At 67.4% G+C, this 16,910-nt stretch carries 21 protein-coding genes; 6 read left to right on the top strand and 15 right to left on the bottom strand.

The genetic code is table 11. The annotated features are described in order from the left end of the window. Nucleotides 1-174 precede the first annotated feature (174 nt). From rapZ to H7A86_RS14350, 10 genes are all read right to left on the bottom strand, one after another. Nucleotides 175-1,047 carry an RNase adapter RapZ gene (gene rapZ, locus H7A86_RS14395; RefSeq protein WP_164739153.1) on the bottom strand — a complete coding sequence of 291 codons (873 nt, stop codon included), beginning with the start codon at nucleotides 1,045-1,047 and terminating at the stop codon, nucleotides 175-177. Then, on the bottom strand, nucleotides 1,044-1,994 hold the full coding sequence (hprK, locus tag H7A86_RS14390) for an HPr(Ser) kinase/phosphatase (RefSeq protein ID WP_016904610.1): 951 nt from the start codon (nucleotides 1,992-1,994) through the stop codon (nucleotides 1,044-1,046). Before hprK ends, rapZ begins: the two co-directional genes overlap by 4 nt. Then, nucleotides 1,991-2,449, bottom strand: a complete 459-nt coding sequence (locus H7A86_RS14385) for a PTS sugar transporter subunit IIA (protein ID WP_104648158.1) — start codon at nucleotides 2,447-2,449, stop codon at nucleotides 1,991-1,993. Before H7A86_RS14385 ends, hprK begins: the two co-directional genes overlap by 4 nt. A 21-nt stretch (nucleotides 2,450-2,470) precedes the next feature. After that, on the bottom strand, nucleotides 2,471-2,788 hold the full coding sequence (gene hpf, locus H7A86_RS14380; protein WP_016904608.1) for a ribosome hibernation-promoting factor, HPF/YfiA family: 318 nt from the start codon (nucleotides 2,786-2,788) through the stop codon (nucleotides 2,471-2,473). Between the two features lie 87 nt (nucleotides 2,789-2,875). Further along, nucleotides 2,876-4,315: an RNA polymerase factor sigma-54 gene (locus H7A86_RS14375; protein ID WP_104583049.1), complete on the bottom strand. Its 1,440-nt coding sequence runs from the start codon at nucleotides 4,313-4,315 to the stop codon at nucleotides 2,876-2,878. 40 nt (nucleotides 4,316-4,355) lie between these two features. Beyond that, on the bottom strand, nucleotides 4,356-5,075 hold the full coding sequence (gene lptB / locus H7A86_RS14370; protein WP_016904606.1) for an LPS export ABC transporter ATP-binding protein: 720 nt from the start codon (nucleotides 5,073-5,075) through the stop codon (nucleotides 4,356-4,358). Further along, nucleotides 5,075-5,635 (bottom strand): lipopolysaccharide transport periplasmic protein LptA, encoded by a 561-nt coding sequence (gene lptA / locus H7A86_RS14365; protein WP_024938739.1) that lies wholly within the window; start codon nucleotides 5,633-5,635, stop codon nucleotides 5,075-5,077. The genes lptB and lptA overlap by 1 nt, the downstream gene beginning before the upstream one ends. Beyond that, nucleotides 5,613-6,188 carry an LPS export ABC transporter periplasmic protein LptC gene (lptC, locus tag H7A86_RS14360; RefSeq protein ID WP_104583051.1) on the bottom strand — a complete coding sequence of 192 codons (576 nt, stop codon included), beginning with the start codon at nucleotides 6,186-6,188 and terminating at the stop codon, nucleotides 5,613-5,615. The genes lptA and lptC overlap by 23 nt, the downstream gene beginning before the upstream one ends. After that, nucleotides 6,185-6,733 carry a KdsC family phosphatase gene (locus H7A86_RS14355; RefSeq protein WP_104583052.1) on the bottom strand — a complete coding sequence of 183 codons (549 nt, stop codon included), beginning with the start codon at nucleotides 6,731-6,733 and terminating at the stop codon, nucleotides 6,185-6,187. The genes lptC and H7A86_RS14355 overlap by 4 nt, the downstream gene beginning before the upstream one ends. 49 nt (nucleotides 6,734-6,782) lie before the next feature. Beyond that, on the bottom strand, nucleotides 6,783-7,784 hold the full coding sequence (locus H7A86_RS14350) for a KpsF/GutQ family sugar-phosphate isomerase (RefSeq protein WP_119131188.1): 1,002 nt from the start codon (nucleotides 7,782-7,784) through the stop codon (nucleotides 6,783-6,785). A gap of 53 nt (nucleotides 7,785-7,837) precedes the next feature. Between H7A86_RS14350 and H7A86_RS14345 the strand changes: the two genes are divergently transcribed. The 3 genes from H7A86_RS14345 (at nucleotide 7,838) to H7A86_RS14335 (ending at nucleotide 9,777) form a co-directional block, all read left to right on the top strand. Then, nucleotides 7,838-8,065 (top strand): BolA family protein, encoded by a 228-nt coding sequence (locus H7A86_RS14345; protein ID WP_104543115.1) that lies wholly within the window; start codon nucleotides 7,838-7,840, stop codon nucleotides 8,063-8,065. Nucleotides 8,066-8,182: 117 nt separating this feature from the next. Beyond that, the gene (gene murA, locus H7A86_RS14340) at nucleotides 8,183-9,457 is read left to right on the top strand and encodes a UDP-N-acetylglucosamine 1-carboxyvinyltransferase (RefSeq protein ID WP_104583054.1); all 1,275 of its coding nucleotides are present in this window, start codon (nucleotides 8,183-8,185) and stop codon (nucleotides 9,455-9,457) included. Beyond that, nucleotides 9,454-9,777 carry an EF-hand domain-containing protein gene (locus H7A86_RS14335; RefSeq protein WP_119131189.1) on the top strand — a complete coding sequence of 108 codons (324 nt, stop codon included), beginning with the start codon at nucleotides 9,454-9,456 and terminating at the stop codon, nucleotides 9,775-9,777. Before murA ends, H7A86_RS14335 begins: the two co-directional genes overlap by 4 nt. A gap of 210 nt (nucleotides 9,778-9,987) precedes the next feature. Here the strand turns inward: H7A86_RS14335 and H7A86_RS14330 are convergent, their stop codons facing one another. From H7A86_RS14330 to purM, 5 genes are all read right to left on the bottom strand, one after another. Continuing rightward, nucleotides 9,988-10,671 (bottom strand): DUF3108 domain-containing protein, encoded by a 684-nt coding sequence (locus H7A86_RS14330; protein ID WP_115677656.1) that lies wholly within the window; start codon nucleotides 10,669-10,671, stop codon nucleotides 9,988-9,990. A gap of 3 nt (nucleotides 10,672-10,674) precedes the next feature. After that, nucleotides 10,675-11,502: a DUF3108 domain-containing protein gene (locus H7A86_RS14325; protein ID WP_119131190.1), complete on the bottom strand. Its 828-nt coding sequence runs from the start codon at nucleotides 11,500-11,502 to the stop codon at nucleotides 10,675-10,677. Between the two features lie 65 nt (nucleotides 11,503-11,567). Continuing rightward, complete coding sequence (gene purN / locus H7A86_RS14320) at nucleotides 11,568-12,221, bottom strand: phosphoribosylglycinamide formyltransferase (RefSeq protein WP_119131191.1); 654 nt, start codon at nucleotides 12,219-12,221, stop codon at nucleotides 11,568-11,570. A 36-nt stretch (nucleotides 12,222-12,257) separates the two neighbouring features. Continuing rightward, nucleotides 12,258-12,716: a hypothetical protein gene (locus H7A86_RS14315; RefSeq protein ID WP_104583140.1), complete on the bottom strand. Its 459-nt coding sequence runs from the start codon at nucleotides 12,714-12,716 to the stop codon at nucleotides 12,258-12,260. A 14-nt stretch (nucleotides 12,717-12,730) separates the two neighbouring features. After that, nucleotides 12,731-13,864, bottom strand: coding sequence for a phosphoribosylformylglycinamidine cyclo-ligase (gene purM, locus H7A86_RS14310; protein WP_180707899.1), 1,134 nt, complete (start codon nucleotides 13,862-13,864; stop codon nucleotides 12,731-12,733). Nucleotides 13,865-13,886: 22 nt separating this feature from the next. On the opposite strand from purM, the gene H7A86_RS14305 reads away from it, so the two are divergent. The 3 genes from H7A86_RS14305 to hda are packed head-to-tail and all read left to right on the top strand — an operon-like array spanning nucleotide 13,887 to nucleotide 16,860. Further along, nucleotides 13,887-14,999 carry a DUF2066 domain-containing protein gene (locus H7A86_RS14305; RefSeq protein WP_164739151.1) on the top strand — a complete coding sequence of 371 codons (1,113 nt, stop codon included), beginning with the start codon at nucleotides 13,887-13,889 and terminating at the stop codon, nucleotides 14,997-14,999. Further along, entirely contained in the window at nucleotides 14,996-16,162 is a 1,167-nt protein-coding gene (locus H7A86_RS14300) for an AI-2E family transporter (protein ID WP_104583061.1), read from the top strand. The genes H7A86_RS14305 and H7A86_RS14300 overlap by 4 nt, the downstream gene beginning before the upstream one ends. Beyond that, entirely contained in the window at nucleotides 16,159-16,860 is a 702-nt protein-coding gene (gene hda, locus H7A86_RS14295; protein WP_119131193.1) for a DnaA regulatory inactivator Hda, read from the top strand. Before H7A86_RS14300 ends, hda begins: the two co-directional genes overlap by 4 nt. The last annotated feature ends 50 nt before the right edge of the window (nucleotides 16,861-16,910 follow it).

Raw genomic sequence — 16,910 nt, 5'->3', positions numbered from 1 at the left:
CGATGCGTCCCGCATCACAAGCGAGCGCTGCAGTCAGTAGGCGGGAAGGCAACGCATGATCAAAACGCGCTGATGAAATGCACCGATGACACGCGTTCTTGCAGACCGCATGACACCGCTCTGACGATTCCCCAATCCCCGATTCCCAATCCCCAATCCCCGATTCCCGGCCCTTCAATCCTGCTCGCGATGAAACGTCGCCACTTCCGGCCAGCCCTGCTCGCGCGCATGCCGCGCCATGCGCTCGGCCAGATACACCGAGCGATGCTTGCCGCCGGTGCAGCCGAAGGCGATGGTGACGTAGCTGCGGGTGTCGTTGCGCAGCCGCGGCAGCCAGGTATCGAGCAGGTCCACGATCTGCGCGCTGTAGCGCACCACGTCCGGTTCCTTGTCCAGATAGTCACGCACGCCGGCATCGCGGCCGGTCAGCGGGCGCAGCTCCGGGTCCCAGTGCGGGTTGGGCAAGACGCGCGCATCGAACACGAAGTCGGCCTCGGCCGGCACGCCACGCTTGTAGGCGAACGATTCGAACAGCAGCGACAGCCGGTCGCTGGTGCCGAGCGCAAACTCGGTGACCACCCGGCGACGCAGCTGGTGCACGTTGAGCGCGCTGGTGTCGATGATGGCATCGGCCTGTGCGCGCAGCGGTTCGGTCAGCTGCCGCTCGCGGGTGATCGCTTCCGGCAAGGCCAGGCCGAGATGGCTGAGCGGATGGCGGCGGCGGGTATCGGCGTAGCGCTTGATCAGCGCCTCGTCGCTGGCCTCGAAAAACAGCAGCCGTGCCTCGATGCCGTATTCCTGCGCGGCCTGGCGCCATTGCGCCAGCTGGGTCAGGTCGCTGCGGCTGCGCACATCGATGCCCACCGCCAGGCGCTGGTCGCCGAGCGGGTTGCCACGCAGGCGGCTCTTGACGAAGTCCGGCAGCAGTTCGACCGGCAGATTGTCCGAGCAGTAGTAGTCCAGGTCCTCGAAGGTCTTCAACGCGACCGATTTGCCCGAGCCGGACAGCCCGCTCACGATCATCAACGTGGAGGGCGCGGTACTCATGGCGTGCGTCGCTCCAGCAGGTTGCTGTGGCGGGCGATGAACATCGCCGCCGGGTCGATGCCCTTGGTGCGCAGGATATGCAGCCGCGTGGCCGCCTCGGTCAGCACCGCCAGGTTGCGGCCGGGCATCACCGGCAGCGTGATCAGCGGCACGTCCAGGTCCAGCACATGCCGGCTGCCGGAATCGCCGGTCAGGCGTTCGTAGCCGGACGGGGTGGGCTCGGTCATCGGGCGGGTCAGGTGCACGATCAGGCGCAGGTACTTGTTCTTCTTCACCGCGGTGTCGCCGAACATGTCGCGCACGTTCAACACGCCCAGGCCGCGCACTTCCAGCAGGTCCTGCAGCAGTTCCGGGCAGGTGCCGTCGAGCACGTCGGGCGCGATCTGGGTGAACTCCGGTGCGTCGTCGGCCACCAGGCGGTGACCGCGGCTGAGCAGTTCCAGCGCCAGTTCGCTCTTGCCCGAACCGGCCTCGCCGGTGATCAGCACGCCGATCGAATAGATCTCCATGAACACGCCGTGCAGCGTGACCCGCGGCGCCAGCGTGCGCGCCAGGTGGTAGGAGAGGTGATTGAGCAGTTCGTGGCCGCGCTTGGGCGAGATCCACAGCGGCGTGTTGGATTCGTCGGCGGCCGCGCGCAGGTCTTCCGGGCAGGACTGGTTCTTGCTGATCGCCAGCGCCAGCGGCTGTACCTGGATGATCTTCTCGATGGTCTCCCAGCGTTGCCGCGCATCCAGCGAATCCAGCCAGGCCAGCTCTTCGGTACCCAGGATCTGCACCTTGTTGGGATAAATCACGTTGAGGTAGCCGGCCAGCGACGGGCGGCGCGCATTATTGCTGCCGGCCTCGATCTCGCGGTGCTCGCCCTTCTGGCCGGCGACCCAGCGCAGCGCCAGCTTGTCGCGCTGCTGGTCGAACAGTTCGCGTGCGGTGATGCTGGTATTCATGCGGCGCTGGCCTGTGGTGGCGGTGCGTCGGTGAGCAGCGCCATCAAGGCGTCGGCGTTGGGGGCGGCACGCAGCTGCTGACGAAACTCCGCATCGGAAAACCGTTCGGCCAGCTCCGACAACAGCATCAGGTGCTGGTGGGTGTAGTGCGCAGGCACCGCCATCGCGAAGATCAGGTCCACCGGCTCATCGCTACCAAAGGCCACCGGCGTGTCCAGCCGCAGCAGTGCACCCCGTGGCTCGGTGAGGTTGGGGCAGCGCCCGTGCGGGATGGCGATACCGTGGCCGATGGCGGTGCTGCCCAGGGCCTCGCGTTCGCACAGGTTGGCGTAGAGCTCGTCGGCGCCAGCCTGACGGCAGGACAGCAGGTCGGCGGCGGTATGCAGGACGGTGTCGCGATCGGCGGCCGGCGACACCACGGTGCGCACGGCCGCCATCAGATCGGTTAAAGGCATGAGGGCATCAAGCGGGAAGCGTCATGCGGGATTGTCGCGCACCTCGCGGGCATGGTGGTTACATTTCTTTTCCTTGTGCTTGAGCACCAGGCGGTCGAGCTTGTCGACCAGCAGGTCAATGGCCGCATACATGCTGGAGCCGCTGGCATCTGCGTGCAGGGTGCGACCGGGGAGGTTGACGGTGGCGACCACGTGATGGTCTGGCTTGCGAACGGCCAGCTGGGTTCGGACTTCACAGTGCTGGTCGAAATGGCGCTGCAGTCGCTGCAGCTTGCTTGCCACGTACTCCCGCAGCGCGGGGGTCACTTCAAGCTGGTGGCCATACGTCTCGATACGCATCGGATACCTCCATTGGTCGGTGGGCCAATGAACCTTTCCGGTGCTCCGACTTACCCGGCGCAAGCCGGCGTTGCGGTGGGTGCAACGTCAGGCGATACGGACGCGTTCGTGGGAGGCGGAAATGTTCATGGCCTCACGATACTTCGCAACGGTGCGCCGCGCCACTGGTACGCCGGAAGTTTTCAGCAGATCGGCCAACTTGGCGTCGGACAGCGGTTTGCGCGGGTTTTCCGCCTCGATCAGGCGCCGGATCATGGCCTGGATGGCGGTGCTGGAAGCCTCGCCGCCGCTGTCGGTGTCGATGCCGGAGGCGAAGAACGAGCGCAGCGCGATGGTGCCGCGCGGGGTGCGTACGTATTTGCGCGCGATCGCGCGGGAAATGGTGGATTCGTGCAGGCCGAGCTCGCCGGCGATCTCGCGCAGGGTCAATGGGCGCAAGGCCTGCGCGCCGAATTCCAGGAACCCGGCCTGGTGCTGCAGCAGGCAGCGCACCACCCGCAGCAGGGTCTCGCCGCGCGCTTCCAGGCTCTTGAGCAGCCAGCGCGCCTCCTGCAGCTGGCCGCGCAGATAGCCGGCGTCGGATTCGCCGCAGCTGCGGATCAGGTTCTCGTAGCCGCGGTGGATGGTGACCTTGGGCTGGGCGCGACCGGCCAGCGAGGCCCGCCACACGCCACGCTGGCGCCATATCACGCAGTCCGGCACCACATAGGTGTCCTGCGACAGGTCGCCGATCTGCTTGCCCGGGCGCGGATCCAGCGAGCGCACCAACTGGACCGCCTGGTCGACATCGGCGGTGGAGCGCTTGAGTTCGTGCGCCAGGCCGGCCACGCCGCTGCGCGGCAGGCGCTCCAGCGGGCCGGCGACGATCTGCAGCGCCAGTTCGCGCCCCGGGGTGGCCGGGTCGAGCACGGCCAGCTGCAGTGCCAGGCATTCGCCCAGGGTGCGCGCACCCACGCCGACCGGGTCGAAGCGCTGGATCTGGTGCAGCACGGTGAGCACGTCGGCCTCGTCCACTGCCGCGCCCAGCGCCAGCGTTTCCAGGATGGCCGACAGTGGTTCGCGCAGGTAGCCGTCTTCGTCCAGCGCATCGATCAGCATCGCGCCGATCTGGCGGTCGCGCGGCGACAGCGGCGACAGGTGCAGCTGCCACAGCAGGTGGTCGGCCAGCGTTTCGGCTTCGGCCACGCGCTCGGCGGCATCGCCGGACTCGTCATCGTCGAAGCTGCCGCCGCTGCCCGAACCTGTCCACTGCAGCTCGTCCTGCGACCAGTCGTCGTCGCGCTCGGCCGGCGTCGGTTCTTCGCGCGGGGTGTCGTCGGTGGAGGCGGCAGACGATGCTTCCACCGGAAGCGCGTTGGCCGCATGCGCGGCTTCGTCGGCCCATTCCAGCAGCGGATTGGTCTCCACCGCTTCGGCGATTTCCAGTTCCAGCTCGGTGGTGGACATCTGCAATAGCTTGATCGCCTGACGCAACTGCGGCGTCATGACCAACTGCTGTCCTAGCGATGTCTGGAGCCGGGCTTTCATGCGGGCACTGACTGGGAAAATCGATGGCGCGGCGACGCGCTCAAAGGCGGAAAGTTTCCCCCAGATACACGCGACGGACGTCGGGATTGGCTAGCAGCGCATCTGGTGCCCCCTGCGCCAGTACGCCCCCCTCGGCGAGAATATACGCGCGATCGCAGATTCCCAAGGTTTCGCGCACGTTGTGATCGGTGATCAGCACGCCGATGCCGCGTTCCTTGAGGTGGATGATGATGCGCTGGATCTCGCCGACCGAAATCGGATCGACGCCGGCGAAGGGTTCGTCGAGCAGCATCATGCGCGGCTTGGCCGCCAGCGCGCGCGCGATCTCGCACCGCCGCCGCTCGCCGCCGGACAGGCTGGCGCCCAGCTGGTCGGCCACGTGGGTGATCTGCAGTTCTTCCAGCAGCGAGACCAGTTCCTTCTCGCGGCCGGCGCCATCCAGCTCTTCGCGCAGCTCCAGCACCAGGCGGATGTTGTCGGCCACGGTGAGCTTGCGGAAGATCGAGGGCTCCTGCGGCAGATAGCCGACGCCAAGCTTGGCGCGGGCATACATCGGCTCGGCGGTGAGGTCGCGGCCGTCCAGCTCGATCCGTCCGGCATCGGCCTCGACCAGGCCCACGATCATGTAGAAGCAGGTGGTCTTGCCGGCGCCGTTGGGGCCGAGCAGGCCGACCACTTCGCCGGCCTCGAGCGTGAGGCCGAATTCCTTGACCACTTCGCGCTGCTTGTACTTCTTGCGCAGACCGGTGGCGACCAGCATTACTTCTTCCCCTGCGGCTTGGCCGCGGGCTTGGCGGCCGGCGTTGCAGCAGGCGTTGCCGCCGCCGGCGCCGCGGTCTTCGGCTGGATGATGGTGCGCACGCGGCTGCCGTCGCCGCCGCTCTGCATGTTGCCGGTCTTGGTGTTGTAGACCATGCGCTGGCCGGCGTTGGTGCCCTTGGGCGAGTCGACCTTGTAGTTGCCGGTCAGCACGATGACTTCGTTGGCGACCTGGTACTCGATGTTGTCGGCCTGGCCGTTCATCATCGCGCCGTCGTCCATCTGCTGCTTCAGCGTGGCCTGCTTGCCGGTCAGCACGACGCGGTCGGTCTGACCATTCTTCTGGAAGATGTCGGCGGTGTCGGCGTGGATTTCCAGCGTGCCCTGGGTGATCACCACATTGCCGCTGAAGCGGCACTTGCCGCTGTCGTCGAGCATGTTGCAGTCGTTGGCATTGGAGTCGATCGCCATCGGCTGATTGCGGTCGCTGGTCTTGGCCATCGCAAGGGCAGGCAGCAGCAGCGCGGCAAACGCCAGCTTAGCGGGCAGCATTCGGTTCATAACGGGTCTTGACCTGGGAAAGGAGCTTGTACTGGCGTGATTTGAGATCGGCCTCGAAGCCGACCCCGCTCTGCATGATACCCGGCCGGCTCATGCTCACCGGGGCAGCGGTCTTGGCGAGATTCTGCTGCGGGAACACGTCCAGGCTCTGGGTACGGAACGTGGTCGGCGGGGTTGCGCCGCCGGTGGGGCTGTCGCCCTCGACATCGCCGCGCAGGCGCAACTCGTCGCCCTTGGGGCTGATCCAGCCGGTCTTGGAGCGCAGCGTCCACGGTTGATTGGTGTTGTCGGGCAACAGGAACACCGGGGTGGTGACCTCGGAGGTGCGATCGGCGCGGTTGCGATGCATCTCCGGCGCGCGCAGCGTCATCGATTCCTTACCGGTTTCCTTGTCCAGCGCAATCAGTTCGAAATCGCGCAGCACGTAATCGGCGCGCGAATCGTCCACCGCCGCCGCAACCGGGCGCGCGCGCTGCTGCCAGGCCGACCAGCCGGAGACCACCGCAGCGGCCAACAACACCACGCCCAGGGTGGTGCGCCAGTTCCAGCTCATGCGGAAAACCTTTCGATGATGCCCTCGATCTGGCCTTGCGCGGCCAGCACCACGTCGCAGACCTCGCGCGCGGCACCTTCGCCGCCACGTGCCCGGGTATGCCACTGCACGCGCTCGGCGATCCACGGGTGCGCGTTGGCGGGTGCGACCGGCAGGCCGACCGCCAGCAGGGCCGGCAGGTCGGGCAGGTCGTCGCCCATGAACAGCACCTGGTCCAGCGACAGGCCGTGCTCCTGGCACAAGGCCAGCACGGCCAGGCGCTTGTTCTTGACCCCGATCTGCACGTGCAGGCCCAGATCCTGGCCGCGCTTTTCCGCCGACAGGCTGGCGCGCGCAGTGATCAGCGCGACATGGATGCCGGCATGGTCGAGCTGCTTGAGCCCCTGGCCGTCGAGCACGTTGAAGGACTTGCTCTCGTTGCCGGCATGGTCGTAGTACAGGCGGCCGTCGGTCAGGGTGCCGTCGACGTCGAAACAGGCCAGGCGGATACGCGCGGCGCGGTCGGTGATGTCGGCGGGCAGGTGCTGCAAAGGGGAATAGGGCATCGGCACGGATCGGTGAGAACGGGGTTCCAACAGTAGAAAACTGAACCTGTTAAACCACTTTGGCGCGCAACAGGTCGTGAATGTTCAATGCGCCGACCGCGCGCTGCTGCGCATCGACCACGATCAAGCCGTTGATCTTGTAATCCTCCATCAGCCGCGCGGCTTCGGCGGCCAGCTGGTCGGCGCCGATGGTGCGCGGGTTGCGCGTCATCACCTGCGCAATGCCGGCGCTGCGCACGTCGATGTCGCTGTCCAGCGCGCGGCGCAGGTCGCCGTCGGTGAACAGGCCGATCAGGCGGTCCTGGCCATCGACCACCGCGGTCATGCCCAGGCGCTTGCGGCTCATTTCCATCAACGCCTCGCTCAGGCTGGCGTCCTCGCGCACGCGCGGCAGGTCATCACCGCTGTGCATCACGTCGGTGATGTGCAGCAGCAGGCGCCGGCCCAGGCTGCCGGCCGGATGCGAGCGCGCGAAGTCGTCGGCGGTGAAGCCGCGTGCGTCCAGCAGCGCCACCGCCAGCGCGTCGCCCATCGCCAGCGAGGCGGTGGTGCTGGAGGTGGGCGCCAGATGCAGCGGGCAGGCTTCGGCGGACACGCTCACATCCAGGTGCACGTCGGCGGCCTGGGCCAGCGACGAGCTCGGGCGCCCGGTCATGGCAATGATCGGGTTGCCCTGGCGCTTGAGCACCGGCAACAGCATGCGCACCTCGTCCGATTCGCCCGAATAGGACAGCGCCAGCACGATGTCGGCCTCGGTGATCATGCCCAGGTCGCCGTGCCCGGCCTCGCCCGGATGGACAAAGAACGCCGGCGTGCCGGTGGAGGCCAGGGTGGCGGCGATCTTGCGCGCGATATGCCCGGACTTGCCCATGCCGGTGGCCACCACGCGCCCGCGCGAGGCCAGCACCAGCCGGCAGGCCGCGGCGAAGTCGCTGCCGATCCGCGCGCCCACGCCGGCCAGCGCCTCGCGCTCGATCTCCAGCACGCGCTGGCCGCTGGCGACCAGGCTGGCGTCGCTGACGGTGGCGGAGGGCAGGTGCGAGACGGCCATGCGGGACTCGGGTGAAGAGTAGAATGTGCGCTCATTTTATGAGGAAACGCCCTGTGGACGCCGAAACCATCCGTAAACTCATCGAATCCGGCTTGCCCGAAGCCCGCGTCGAGGTGCACGGCGACGACGGCGTGCACTTCGAGGCGACCGTGATCAGCCCCGCATTCGCCGGCAAGGCGCCGCTGGCCCGCCACCGCATGGTCTACGCGACCCTGGGCGAGCTGATGGGCGGGGCGATCCACGCGCTGCAGCTCAAGACGCTGACCCCCGACGAAGGCTGAGCGTCAGTCGATCCTGGCCGATCGGGCTGCGCCCCCGCCCGACTGCCAAGTGCCGGCCGACTCCTGGCGACCCCTTACATTTCCCCCGACGTCCCTTTTCGGATTCCCCAAGCTCCCATGGCAAAAATCGTAGTGACCGGCGGCCAAGCGCTGCATGGTGAAGTCAATATTTCCGGCGCCAAGAACGCGGTGCTGCCGATCCTGTGCGCGACCCTGCTGGCCGATGCGCCGGTGGAGATCAGCAACGTGCCGCACCTGCACGACGTGATCACCACGGTGAAGCTGCTCAGCGAGCTGGGCGCCGAGGTGACCATCGACGAAGGCACGCTGGCCAAGGGGCGCTCGATCCTGGTCGACCCGCGCTCGGTCACCCACCAGGTCGCGCCCTATGAGCTGGTCAAGACCATGCGCGCCTCGATCCTGGTGCTGGGCCCGCTGCTGGCGCGCTACGGCACCGCCGAAGTGTCGCTGCCCGGCGGCTGCGCGATCGGCTCACGCCCGGTCGACCAGCACATCAAGGGCCTGCAGGCGCTGGGTGCGGAGATCAGCGTGGAAAACGGCTACATCAAGGCCACCAGCAATGGGCGCCTGAAGGGTGGCCGCTACGTGTTCGACATGGTCAGCGTCACCGGCACCGAGAACGTGCTGATGGCGGCCGTGCTGGCCGACGGCACCACCGTGCTGGAAAACGCGGCGATGGAGCCGGAAGTCACCGACCTGGCCGACTGCCTGATCGCGCTCGGTGCGCAGATCGAGGGCGCCGGCACGCCGCGCATCGTGGTGCAGGGCGTCGAGCGCCTGGGCGGCGGGCACCATGCGGTGCTGCCGGATCGTATCGAGACCGGCACCTTCCTGGTCGCCGCGGCGATGACCGGCGGCAGCGTCACCGTGCGCCGTGCCCGTCCGGACACCCTGGACGCGGTGCTGGACAAGCTCACCGAAGCCGGCGCGACCATCACCACCACCGCCGACAGCATCACGCTGGACATGCACGGCAAGCGCCCGCGCGCGGTCAACCTGACCACCGCGCCGTATCCCGCGTTTCCCACCGACATGCAGGCGCAATTCATGGCGCTCAACTGCGTGGCCGATGGCGTGGGCGTGATCAACGAAACCATCTTCGAAAACCGCTTCATGCACGTCAACGAGCTGCTGCGCCTGGGCGCGGACATCCAGGTCGAAGGCCACACCGCGATCGTGCGCGGTGCCGAGCGTCTCAGCGGCGCGCCGGTGATGGCGACCGACCTGCGCGCCTCGGCGTCGTTGATCCTGGCCGGCCTGGTGGCCGACGGCGACACCAGCATCGACCGCATCTACCACCTGGACCGTGGCTACGAAAACATCGAGGAGAAGCTGGGGGCGCTGGGCGCGACCATCCGGCGCAGCGCATGATCCTGCGCGGGCGGTTCACCACCCGGCGCAAGATCCTGCTCGGCGTGATCGTGCTGATCCTGGCGTGGCTGGCCTACGCCTGGTCGGTCGGCATGGCGATCACCCAGGGCGTCGAGTTCAAGGACATGGACTGGGACAACGACGGCACTGCCAGCCGCGACGAGATCGCGCAGTCGTTCTATGCGGTGGCAGTGAAGAAGACCGTCGAAGGCAAGCGCCATTGCGACCTGTTCTACTGGCGCAAGAATGACCAGCAGATTCGCGTGGACTGCCGCACGGTGTTCAGCACCGGCGACGACAAGGCCGCGGCAAAGCCCTGAGGGGTGAGCGTGTCTCTGCCTGCTGCGGAGATTCCGCACCGCGCCTGATCGAAATGAAGAGCCCGGCTGGCAGCCGGGCTTTTTATTGCAGTCGGAGGGCGGCTGCCGAGCAGCTCCCACGACCTGGTAGGAGCGTGCCTGCGCGCGACGGCGCATGACCGATAACGCCCCGTCGCGCGCGGGCACGCTCCTACCAGGCGCGCCTGGCGCTCAGCGCAACGCCTTGATGGTCAGGTCCAGCGCGTCCTGGCCCTTTTCCTTCTGCAGCAGGCGCGCCGGCACCGGCAGGTCCTTGACTACCCAGGCAATCAATTCCTTGTCACCGTCCACGCGCGACACCTTGGTCGCCTGCTCCTGCTTGCCGTTGACGGTGATGGTTTCCTTGCCGACCACCTTGTAGCTCATCGGCTTGATGCGGCCTTCGTCGACCATGCGGTAGTTCAGCGGCTTGCCGGCGGCCAGGTCGCGGGTGATCGCCAGGTTGATCAGCAGGGCATCCATGTCGCCGGGCTGCAACTTCACCGGGCCCCGGCGGTCCGGCTTGATGTCGCCGCCCCAGGTGGCCTGGCTGGTCTTCCAGTCGTAGTTGGCCGTGACGTTGCGGCGCTTGACCATCATCGACGAGGTGTCGTTGCTGCTGACCGGGCGCAGCTGGCCGTTGCTCTCTTCGAACACCGTGCTCTGGGTCAGGTTGGCCAGCTGGTTCTGGATGGTGAGCGTGTAGCGCCACTGGTTGGCGCCGGCGGCGGCCAGGGTCATGGTGCCGTTGGCCTGCATGCCCATGTAGTTGGCCGAATAATCGGCCTGGAACGGCTGCATGGCGAACGCGGGCAGGCTGGCTACGGCCAGTGCGGCAGCGGCGATCAGCGAACAGGTGCGGGAAACGGTGTGCATGGGTCAGGCTCCTTGATATTCGACCAGGCGTAGATCGACCTGATCCTCACCTTTGTCACGTTGCAGGATGCGCACCGGCGTGGGAACCCCGTTGGCGATCCAGAGGATGGTTTCGTTGTCGCCGCTGTTGACGCGGTACACGCGCAACGCGTCGTAGCTCAGGTCGCCGACCTGCACCACCTCGGTGGCATCGGCGACCTTGTAGTCGTATTTGCGCACCCGGCCGACATCCACGTAGCGATAGCTCAGGCTGCGTCCGGGTTGCGCGTCGCGCATCAGCGACAAGTTCAGCGACAGCGCGCTCTGGTCGCCGCGCTGCAGCGGAATCGGCTGCTGGCGCTCCTTCTTCAGATCGCCGTCCCACTGGGCGCTGGCGGTCTGCCAGTTGTAGACGCCGGTGACCTTCTTGCCGAAGAACATCGCCTTGCGCACGGTGCTCTGGCTCAATGGCACATAGGTGCCACCATCGACGCGGAACACCGTGCTCTGTTCCAGGTTCAGACCGAGAATGCTGGCAAAGCCCTTGCGGCCGCGTACCGACATGTCGATGCGCCACTGGCTGCCTTCGCCGTTGCTGACCTGCATGGTGGCATCGCCGGCTTCCTTGCCGCGGTAGAACGCCTGGTACGTGGCCACGAAGGGCTGCAGTGGCGGCGGCGTCCAGCTGCTGGCAGGCAGGGCGGCTGCAGATGCAGGCGCCGTCGGCGGCGCCGCGACCGGAGCGGCGGCAGCTGGCGCAGGCACTGCAGCGGCCTGTTGCGCACGGCCGGCACCGGCCGGAACAAGCAGGACTGCGGTCAACAGCGCGGTGGCGATCGGGAGGGGTTTCATGCGCTGAGAGCGAGGCACGGGGCCGCCAGGATGTCCGAGACAGGATGAGGAGGGCGTATCCGCATTCAGGCGAGTGCGGTGTCAGCGGACTCTAGTCGCAATGGCGTAAACAGGCACTGACCGTCGATGTGGACGCCATCGCCATGTACGTCCACGCGCCCGCTGGCAAGCAGGTCCAGGGTGGCCAGCAGCAGCGGGTGTTCGCGCGCCAGCACGCGCGCGGCCAGCTGCTCGGCGCTGTCGTCGGGCAGTACCGGTACGCGCGCCTGCGCGATCACCGTGCCGGCATCCAGTTCCGGCACCACCAGATGCACGCTGGCGCCATGTTCGGCGTCGCCGGCTTCCAGTGCGCGGGCGTGGGTGTGCAGGCCGCGGTACTTGGGCAGCAGCGAGGGGTGGATATTGAGCATGCGCCCGGCAAAGCGACGCACCAGCGGCTCGCCGAGGATGCGCATGTAGCCGGCGCAGATCACCCAGTCCGGCCGCGCGGAGGCGATCGCATCGCCCAGCGCGGCGTCGAAGGCGGCACGGTCGGCGAAGTCGCGCGGGCTGGCGCTCCAGCGCAGTGCCTCATCGACCTTGTGCAGGGCCGGCGCCTGTGGGCGATCGGAAAACACGCCCACGACCTCGGCCGGCAGCCGGCCGCTGGCGATGGCATCGAGGATGGCCTGCAGGTTGCTGCCGCGGCCGGAGGCCAGCACGGCCAGGCGCAGGCTCATGCGGTGGGATTCGCTGATGTCATGGGGCAGTGCGCGTCACGCTGCAGTGGCGGTGGGAGCGAACAAGGCCTTGACCTGGGGGCGCAGCAGCACCACCAGCGTAAACACGCCGACCACGGTGCCGAACGGCATGAAGGAGCAGGAAATGCCGGCCACGATCAGGCACAGCAGGTGCCGTCTGCGCTGGGCAATGCAGCGGCCGGCGTAGGCCATGAACGCTGCCAGCGTCAGGCCGCAGACAATGAACACACCTGCGAACACCACGAAGAACCAGCCGAACAATCGCGGATCCATCGGTGGTGCATCCGTGCTGGCCTGTGTCATGGGCAGGTGCCCGGTGACGATCGCAATGCCCATGAACAGGTGGATCAACGGGAAGAGCGAAAACAGGGCGGTGATGGCGGCCAGCACATAGTGAAAGATCGACAGCAGTTTCAGGTGCTGGAGATCGTCAGCGCTGGCCGGTGCCGGCAGTGCGTGTGGGGCAGCGTCCATGCAGGTCTCCTCGGTCAACCGATCCGCACGCGCTCATCGCCCTGCGCCGGCACCACCTGGCCGATGCGCCAATGCGCCAGCGACTGCGCCTCCAGTGCCTGTTCCAGCGCGGCGGCCTGCTCGGGTGCGGCGACCAGCACGAAGCCGATGCCGCAGTTGAAGGTGCGCCACATTTCCGCATCGGCCACCGCGCCTTCGCGCTGCAGCCAGGCGAACACCGGCGGCAGCGTCCAGGCGGTGGCGTCGATGTCCAGGCCCAGGCCGTCGGGGATCACCCGGATGATGTTTTCGGTCAGCCCGCCGCCGGTGATGTGGGCCATGGCGTGGATGCTGTCGCCATGCGACTTGAGCAGCGCCAGGATCGGCTTGACGTACAGCGCGGTCGGCGCCATCAGCGCGTCGATCAGCTTGACGCCGTCGTCCAGCACCAACTCGGCCGGGGCGCCGGCACGCTCGTAGATCCTGCGGATCAGCGAGTAGCCATTGGAATGCGGGCCGGACGAGGCGATGCCGATCAGCACGTCGCCGGCGCGCACCTGCGCGCCGTCCAGCAGCTGCGATTTTTCCACCGCCCCGACGGTGAAGCCGGCCAGGTCGTATTCGCCCGGCGGATACATGTCGGGCATTTCGGCGGTTTCGCCGCCGATCAGGGCGCAGCCGGACAGCTCGCAGCCGCGCGCGATGCCGCCGACCACGGCCGCGGCGGTCTCCACGTCCAGCTTGCCGGTGGCGAAATAATCCAGGAAGAACAACGGCTCGGCGCCCTGCACCAGCACGTCGTTGACGCACATGCCGACCAGGTCGATGCCGATGGTGTCGTGCCGGCCCAACTGCTGGGCCAGCTTGAGCTTGGTGCCGACGCCATCGGTGCCGGACACCAGCACCGGCTCCCGGTACTTGCCGGACAGGTCGAACAAGGCGCCAAACCCGCCCAGGCCGCCCATCACCTCCGGCCGGAAGCTGCGCTTGACCAGCGGCTTGATGCGTTCGACCAATGCATTGCCGGCATCGATGTCGACACCTGCCTCACGGTAGGTCATGGGCGAGGGATTGGAAGGCGTTAGGCTGGTCACGGGCGGGGAGGGCTCGGCTGTAAAGGCGGCGATTTTAGCAGCCACGTTGGCGCTGGCGTCCCATTCGGGCAACAATTCACCCGGATACGCTTACGTCATGGAACCGTCGATGCGCCGCAGTCTCGCTTTCTTTCTCGCCCTCGTGGTCGCCATGCCCCTCGCGCCAGCCTTTGCGCAGGCCGATCTACGCACCGAAGGCGACGTCGCCAAGGCGCAAAGCGCCTATGAGGCCGAAGTGCCGGTCAACAGCCAGAGCGAGTCCGATCGCCCCGGTGCGCTGGCGCGCGCGCTTGGCGCGGTGCTGGGCAAGGTCTCCGGCGACCGCGGGGTGATGAGCCGCCCAGGCGTCTCGCAGGCACTGCGCGGCGCGCCGGGCTATGTCGAAAACTACGACTACCGTCAGGACCAGGGCACCTCGCGTACCGGTGCGCCGACTTTCCGCACCGTGCTGGTGGCGCGCTTCCGGCAGTCCGACGTGGATGGCCTGATCGCCGCACTGGGGCTGCCGGTGTGGCCGCTGCCGCGACCCAAGCCGGTGCTGTGGCTGGCCATCGACGACGGCAGCGGCCCGCGCCTGGTCGGCGTGGCGCAGGCCAATGCCGCGCGCAGCGTGCTGGACCGGGCAATCGAGCGCGGCTACCGGCTCGGCCTGCCCGGCGGTGCCGCCGCCGAGCAGGTGCTGGCCGGCGCGATCTGGCGCAAGGACACCGCCGCGGTGGCGCGCGCATCGGCCAAGTACAGCCCGCCGATGCAGTTGATCGGCAAGCTCTACCGCAATGACGCCGGCTGGACCGCCGACTGGGTCTTCGTCGACAACGGCAACGTGCTGTCCAGCTGGACCAGCAGCGACGGCGATGCGCGTCGTGCGATGGCCGCCGGTGCCGATGGCGCGGCCGATGCCCTGGTCAAGCGTTACGCCAAGCGCGTGGATTCGGGTGTGCCCGGTGTCTACCGCGCGGTGATCACCGGGATCGGCAGCGCCGACGACTATCTGCGCGTCTCCGCCGCGCTGCAGGGCGTGTCGGTGGTGCGCAGCATCCGCCCGGTCAGCGCCAACGGCGACCGCATGGAAGTGGATCTGGAATTGCTCACGGGCATTTCCGGCCTCAACCGTATGCTCGGCGACAACAGCCCGTTGGTACCCGTGTCGGTGCCGACCGAGGGCCCGATCATTCTCGAAAACGAGCACGCCGAGTACCGCCTGAAATGACCTTGACTCCCGAAGCCGAAATCGCCCTGTTTCTGCGTCGCCTGAAATGGGTGGCGGTGACTGTCGGCGTGTTGTGGGTGGTCTCGCTGCTGTCGCCGATCCTGACGCCGTTCGTGCTGGCGTTGCTGCTGGCCTGGCTGGGCGATCCGCTGGTGGATCGCATCGAACGCGCCGGCCGCTCGCGCAACATCGCGGTGGTGTTGGTGTTCGTGCTGGCCCTGCTGCTGTTCGTGCTGGCGCTGATGATTCTGGTGCCGATGATCGAGCGCCAGATCATGACCCTGATCGACGCGCTGCCGCAGATGCGGACCTGGGCGATCAGCACCGCCATTCCGTGGCTGGAAGCCAAGACCGGCGTGGAACTGATGGGCTGGCTGGACCCGGAGCGCCTGATCGACTGGATCCGCAGTCACTGGGAACAGGCCGGCGGCGCCGCCAAGACCTTCTTCGGCTACGTGCAGCGTTCGGGCTTTGCGATGGTGACCTGGGTGATCAACCTGGCGTTGCTGCCGATCCTGGCGTTCTACTTCCTGCGCGACTGGGATCGCCTGGTCGAGCGGGTGGCCGCGGTCATTCCGCGTGCCTACATCGGTACCGTGAGCCGGCTCGCACTGGAATCCAATGACGTGCTGGGCGGCTTCATCCGCGGCCAGTTCCTGGTGATGCTGGCGCTGGGGGCGATCTACGCCGCCGGCCTGTCCATCATCGGGCTCAATCTGGGCCTGTTGATCGGCATCATCGCCGGCTTCATCAGCTTCATTCCGTATCTGGGCGCCACCACCGGCATCGTGCTCGCCCTGCTGGCGGCCGTGGTGCAGGCGCAGGGCTTTGACCTGAAGTTGCTGATCGGCGTCGGCGTGGTGTTCACCGTCGGCCAGTTGCTGGAAAGCTATGTGCTGACGCCGCGCATCGTCGGCGACAAGATCGGCCTGCATCCGGTCGCGGTGATCTTCGCGGTGATGGCGGGTGGCCAGTTGTTCGGCTTTCTCGGCATGCTGCTGGCGCTGCCGGTGGCGGCGGTGGCCAATGTGCTGCTGCGCTATGCGCATGAGCAATACACGCGTAGCGATCTGTATGCGGGCGAGCGCGCCGGCATCGTGCTGCAGTCCACGCCCGAGCGCAGCGTGATCATCGACCCAAGCAAGGACACGGATCGCTCGTGAGTGTTCCGCAGTTGCCACTGGCGTTGCGCGCGCCGCCCGATCAGCGATTCGATAGTTACATCGCCGCGCCTGATGGCCTGCTGTCGCAGCTGCAGGCATTGGCGGCCGGGCAGGTGAGCGACTGGCTGTATCTGTCCGGCCCCGCCGGCACTGGCAAGACGCATCTGGCGTTGTCGTTGTGCGCGGCCGCCGAACAGGCCGGGCGTGCCCCGGCGTACCTGCCCCTGCACGCGGCCACTGGCCGGTTGCGCGATGCGCTCGAGGCGCTGGAAGGACGCAGCCTGGTCGCACTGGACGGTGTGGAAAGCATCGCCGGGCAGCGCGACGACGAAGTGGCGCTGTTCGATTTCCACAACCGCGCGCGCGCCGCCGGCACCACCTTGCTGTACACCGCGCGGCAGACGCCCGATGGCCTGGCATTGGTATTGCCGGACCTGCGCTCGCGGCTGTCGCAGTGCATCCGCATCAGCCTGCCGGTGCTCGACGACGCCGGGCGCGCGGCCGTGTTGCGCGATCGTGCGCAACGGCGCGGGCTGGCGCTGGACGAGGCAGCAATCGATTGGCTGCTGACCCATAGCGAACGCGAACTGGCCGGACTGGTGGCATTGCTGGACCGGCTGGATCGCGAATCGCTGGCTGCCAAGCGCCGCATCACGGTGCCGTTCCTGCGGCGGGTGCTGGAGGATCGCGGCTCTTAGAGCGGCCTACAGAATTACGTTGCTCACTGCTACTCAGGTGCAGGCTGCTT

It is taken from the genome of Xanthomonas euroxanthea (assembly GCF_903989455.1).
Taxonomy (GTDB): Bacteria; Pseudomonadota; Gammaproteobacteria; order Xanthomonadales; family Xanthomonadaceae; genus Xanthomonas; species Xanthomonas euroxanthea.
The sequence above is the reverse complement of the archived record's forward strand: the minus strand, read 5'-3'. Positions and strand labels throughout refer to the sequence as shown.